Annotated in this window: 1 protein-coding gene and 1 pseudogene; one reads left to right on the top strand and one right to left on the bottom strand. The window is 41.9% G+C overall.

Annotated features, from left to right (window positions below):
- Nucleotides 1–347 (top strand): annotated as a pseudogene (locus tag F6K20_RS36170) (hypothetical protein); the annotation flags it as partial.
- Nucleotides 348–527: 180 nt separating this feature from the next.
- Here F6K20_RS36170 and F6K20_RS36165 read toward each other — a convergent pair.
- The coding region (locus tag F6K20_RS36165; protein ID WP_287298048.1) for an IS1634 family transposase at nt 528–1,998 on the bottom strand (1,471 nt) is incomplete at its 5' end.

The following is a 1,998-nucleotide window of genomic DNA, read 5'->3' as shown; positions in this document are numbered from 1 at the left end:
TCCAAGGCTTGATTGATGAAGTGATCGTCCAAATTTATCGCAAGACAAGCCAAGAAGTAATAAATACTCTAAAATCTTCTGGTTTACAAGAAGCTAGTTATTACGTTCCGGTAGCGGTAGGTATCTACAGTGGAGAATTCTATCGCCCTAAGCCTATCAATGAACTCAACAAGCAGATAAAAATAACCGAAAACTATGGTTATGGTTATTCTCTTTTCTGCTGGGAATCTACCTATAGTCCCTTTCGTAAGGTTAAACCAGAGCACAAAGAAGCGTTTGTTAAAACTTACTTGGGCACAAAGAAGCTTTTTTTTAACCTTATAAGGTTTCTGGAACTATTAGTTTAAGCAGTTAGCTATAGCAAAGGGAACAGCGGATCTGGGAACAGGGAATAGGGAATAGGGAATAGGTAATAAGGAAAAAAAATTTCTGTACCTCATAGCGTTCAGAAACGTTATAGACTGAAGTTCCCCCTTTGACAAAAAGGGCAACCTATGCTGGGTAAGGAATAGCAGATTTTCTGTCGGTCATTTACTGGGTACAAATAGGGAAACACCAAGTAAATCTAACGCCTTTTGTTGGACTGGTGTGGGTTGAGTAATTTTCAAAAAAGTCAGATCAGCCCCCTCTAATTTAGAAGCAATTGTGTTGAGAGTAATTGTTCCTAAATCTGCCATCAAAGTGGAAAAGCTGTGTACGGGTAAGTTCTGGGCTGTCCGCTTCTTACGAGCCTTGGATAAAGCTTTTTTTGATCGTTTAACAGGAGTAACTCCATCCCAATCAATGGGGGTGCCCTCCTCGTCATCAAAAAGAATCGGTGCTAAAGCCTGCTTCATATGCCATTCCACATAATAAGCCAGCATACAAAGAAAAACGTGAGATTTAACTCGGCTTTCGAGATGGTGATAAATCGGACGGACTTTTAAATCCATCGTCTTATAAGAGCGAAAAGCCTGTTCGACTTGAGACAGACTTTTGTAAGCTTTCACTGTAGCTGGAGCATCTAAAACTTCGGTGTCTACAGAAGTACGAATGACATATAATCCATCCAAGGCAGCGGCGGCTTTTAAGCCTTGGGGCTTGCGGGTGTAGGAAAAGCTGTTGTTCGTGATTTCCAGTTCAAAGAACTTCCCCACTCGATATTTGTTAATCACCTTTCCGACTCGAAGGCCAATTTGGTCAGCACCCTTTAAAGCCCTTTTTTCTCGGAGAGTAGCTTGAACAATTTTTTCTAATTCTTCTTCTGTTTTCTGTAAGAGTTTTTCTCGTTTTTGAGCCCTTGACTCAGCAGTTATTGGATTGCGACAAGCGATTAATCTTTCCCCCGGATAATCTACGGATTCCACTTCCACTAAATTTTGTTCATCAAACAGTCCCAGTTGAATCACTTCTTGCTCAGCCAAGAGTTTGATTTGAGCAGCAGTTAAGGCTGTAATCCAATCGAGATCCTCCCTTGTCGAGAACTCTTGGTTGATAAGGGTTTGAGTAATCATGCCTCTATCTCCAACCCAGATGATTCTGGAGAGTCCAAAGCGATGACGGACTTTCTCGATTTGTAAGGCCATTGTGGTAGTGTCGGATGTATTTCCCTCAAAAACTTCCACAGCAATGGGACATCCTTCTCGATTACACAGCAAGCCAAATACTATTTGTTGTTTTCCTCTCTCTTGGTGCGCGTTCCCTAGGTCGGGAAACCCGACCGGGGTCGCACCGCTTTTTTTGTCTCGACTATAACCGTAGCTTGCTAGAGGACAGGTTTTTCCCTTCGGCGAAGCCGACGCTACGCGAACAAAATAGGTGGAACTGACATCATACAGAACTAATGCACCCTCTTTTAAATGCTTTTTCGCCAGTTCATTTTCAATTCTTGTTTGTCTAGCTATCAGCCAATCTAGGGCTTCATATAAGTCATCTTCATCTGTTGATTCTAATCCGAGTAGATGGCTCAAAGATGAACCACAAGTTTCCTGATTTAATCCTCTAGCCGTTGCCAATTTA

Origin of the sequence: Moorena sp. SIO2C4 (genome assembly GCF_010672485.1) — a bacterium.
Classification (GTDB): Bacteria; Cyanobacteriota; Cyanobacteriia; order Cyanobacteriales; family Coleofasciculaceae; genus Moorena; species Moorena producens.
The sequence above is the reverse complement of the archived record's forward strand: the minus strand, read 5'-3'. Positions and strand labels throughout refer to the sequence as shown.